We start from the raw sequence: 2,980 nt of genomic DNA, 5'->3' as shown, positions 1-2,980 counted from the left end.
CATCTCGGCGTCGAGCCGGCCTTCGGTCCGGCTCGACGCCGAGATGGCCGACCGCGACGGGCGGCGGGGCGAGGCCGGCCCGGCGCAGATGCGCGCGGGTGCGCTCGGCGGTATCGTGGGAGTTCGCCAGGATCGCGGCGGCGTGGCGGCCGATCGTGCGCAGTCGCTCGGCGTGCCGCCCGGCCTCGCCGGGCCGCCCGTATTCCGGGTGCGTGATCGGGATGAGGTCGTGCACGAAGAAGGCGGCGCGCACGTCGCTGCGGTCGTAGAGCCAGTCGAACCGCTCCGGCCGGTCGAGGCGCAGGTGCGACGTGTGGACGTAAAGGCTCCTCCGCGGGAGGGCGCTCGCCGGCCTGCCCCCAAGGATCCGGCGCGTCGCCCGCGCCTGAATCAGCCGCCGGGCCCGGGCCCCCACCGTGCGCGGTCCTGTCGCCACTGCGCCGGCTCCGCCCTCGATCCGTGCCGCGAGGGCGCGATAGACCGGATCGGCTTCGGCCTTGCCATCCTCCGCCCAGCCCGCCGCGACCGCCTCGACGATGCCTGACGCTTCCGTGCGGTCGAGCACGCGCGGTCCGAGGGCCGTCGCCACCAGGCCGAAGCGCTCGCCCTCCTGCGCCAGCAGGTGCCGGGCATAGGCGAGGTCGACTCGGTCGATGCCCGATGGGCTCGGGTGCCTCAGTCGCGTGACGAGGCGTGTGATGTCGACCGCAACGGGGCGCGTTGTGAGAGACGTCATGGAACTCCGGCATCGCAGGGCCCGCGGCAGGACCCGCGCAGCGCCGGGTTACCCGCGCCGCATCCGAAGAACCAGAGCGTTCCCTCGCCGGCTCGCCGGAAGGGGCTTGCGTAAGCTCAAGTCGGCCGCTACACCCCGGCTCGCCCACAGGGGCGTCGGAGCGTAGCGCAGCCCGGTTAGCGCACTAGTCTGGGGGACTAGGGGTCGGAGGTTCGAATCCTCTCGCTCCGACCATTCAAGCCTTTGACCGGAAGGGCATTTCAGACGACATCGGCTTCACCGGCCAAAGCCCCGCATGGGGAACAGGACGGGGACAAATCCGTCCACGGTCGCTAAAACCACCCACGTTTTCACCCACGTTTCAATCCAGCTACGTTCCCGGCCCGTTCGCAGGTTGGCGACGTGACACCGTGACCATGGCGGTGCGCCATGCCGGCTGATCCGGCGATGGTCGCGCGGATCGCCGCGATCCTGCGCCCACATCTGGAAGGTAAGCGGCCTGAGCGAATCGCCCAAGTCGCGGTTGAGATCGCTGATGCTGTGGCGCCGTGTGGCGTGACCCTTCAGGCCCGCCAAGCTCGGCTCGGTCAGGTCGGGCGCACGGGTGAACTACCCGACCGCATCTTCGCGCTGATGATGGACGGTGCGCCCCGCACGGTCGCCGAGATCTGCTCGGTGCTCGCCACCGACGGCGTAACCCGGAAACAGGTCTACAACGGGCTCGGCTACCTAATTCGCCGCCATGAGATCGAGCGGCTCGGTCACGCGCGCTATCAGGCACAGCGGCAGGCGTCTGGGCCAGTTGAGGCCGCTGCCTGAACGTGGTGCGTCCCTCCAGAGGTGGGAAGGCGGCCGCCTGTCGCGGTTCTCCAGCGGTTGCGCTGGACAGAGCCGCGAGGCCGAGCCAAACGCGGATCCATGCGCGTCTTCCTCGGTCATACCTTCACCGCTCGGCGTCGCGAGATCGCCGAAGCAATCACGGCCATCCCTGGCACGGAGGTGGCTGCCTTTGACCCGAAGGGTCAGCCCGTGGCGCCCGGCGTACGGCCCGTGACCTTCCCGCTGCCGCCAGCGCCAGAGATCGAACGGGCCGAGGTCCGCGAGTTCGCCGGGAAGGTTGCTCAGGCCGAGGCGGCGGCCCGGGCCGCGCTGGAGCTCCGGCGTGACGGCTTCACGCCGGACGTGATCTGCGGCGATGCGAACACCGCCGACACGCTCTACCTCAAGGACGTATGGCCGGACGCGCGTTTGCTGGTGTCGATCGACCGCCTCTGGCGGCCGGAAAGCGTGCGTGGCGGAGACGAAGGCAGCTCGGACGCCGAGCGCTGGGCGCTCCGCACCCGCAACGCCATCCGGTTGCTCGCGCTCGACGCGGCGGACGCGTCTGTCACCACCTCGCAGTGGCAGCGTGACCGACTGCCGGCCAGCTACCGAGAGGGTGTCGCTGTCGTGCCGGAGGGTGTCGACACGGAGGCCTTCCGGCCCGATTCGCAAGCCCGATTCAAGCTCTCGCGCGGCGGCACCCTCCAAGACGGCGACGAGGTGATCAGTTTCTCGAGCCGCATCCTGGAGGAGGCGCGCGGCTACGGCACGTTCGTTCGGGCGCTGCCCGAAGTGCTGCGCGCGCGGCCTCAGGCCCGAGTCGTGATCGCCGGGATGTTTGCAGGAACAGCCAAGACGCCCTCCGCAGACCCGACCTGGCGCTCCGTCATGGGCCAGCTCGATCCTGCTCGCGTGGAGTTCGTTGGCCGCATTCCGGCTGGGCAGCGTACGCGCCTGCTGCAGGTTTCGGCGGTCAGCGTCTATCTCACCGACCCGGCCCCGCTCACGCCGATACTGTTCGAGGCGATGGCGTCAGGATGTACGATCGTCGCGTCGGACGTCGCCTCGGTGCGCGAAGTGATCGAGCACGGCCGCACGGGGGTCCTCGGATCCTTCGACAGGCCTCAAGCGCTGGCCGATATGCTGGTCGCGGTGCTAGCCAACGCCGACCAGACGCGGGCGATGCGGGCGGCAGCACGTGATCTCACCGTTTCCCGCTACGACGTGCGCGGGTGCGTGGTGCCGCAGTACCTCAACCTCATCAAGGGGCTGCGCTAGGCAACGCGCTTTAGGCGGAGGCGCCGTAGATCAGCGTGCGGGTGATCGGGTCGGCGATGTCGAGCACGGCGTCGCCCCGGAACTCGCGCAGCTCCGCCACCGAGGGCAGGCGCAGGTCGACCGCCGCGGCGCGCGCCTTCCAGC

Annotated in this window: 2 protein-coding genes, 1 tRNA gene and 1 pseudogene; 3 read left to right on the top strand and 1 reads right to left on the bottom strand. The window is 70.1% G+C overall.

Annotation, left to right across the window (positions count from 1 at the left end):
- Nucleotides 1-736: pseudogene (locus MFF54_RS26705) on the bottom strand (glycosyltransferase family 4 protein); the annotation flags it as partial.
- Between the two features lie 156 nt (nucleotides 737-892).
- Between MFF54_RS26705 and MFF54_RS26700 the strand changes: the two are divergent.
- The 3 genes from MFF54_RS26700 (at nucleotide 893) to MFF54_RS26690 (ending at nucleotide 2,836) form a co-directional block, all read left to right on the top strand.
- Nucleotides 893-970 (top strand) — tRNA-Pro (locus MFF54_RS26700).
- Between the two features lie 195 nt (nucleotides 971-1,165).
- Nucleotides 1,166-1,555 carry a hypothetical protein gene (locus MFF54_RS26695; protein WP_238307217.1) on the top strand — a complete coding sequence of 130 codons (390 nt, stop codon included), beginning with the start codon at nucleotides 1,166-1,168 and terminating at the stop codon, nucleotides 1,553-1,555.
- Nucleotides 1,556-1,654: 99 nt separating this feature from the next.
- The gene (locus tag MFF54_RS26690) at nucleotides 1,655-2,836 is read left to right on the top strand and encodes a glycosyltransferase (protein ID WP_238307216.1); all 1,182 of its coding nucleotides are present in this window, start codon (nucleotides 1,655-1,657) and stop codon (nucleotides 2,834-2,836) included.
- Nucleotides 2,837-2,980 lie beyond the last annotated feature (144 nt).

Origin of the sequence: Methylobacterium gregans, from assembly GCF_022179245.1 — a bacterium.
Lineage (GTDB): Bacteria > Pseudomonadota > Alphaproteobacteria > Rhizobiales > Beijerinckiaceae > Methylobacterium > Methylobacterium gregans.
The sequence above is the reverse complement of the archived record's forward strand: the minus strand, read 5'-3'. Positions and strand labels throughout refer to the sequence as shown.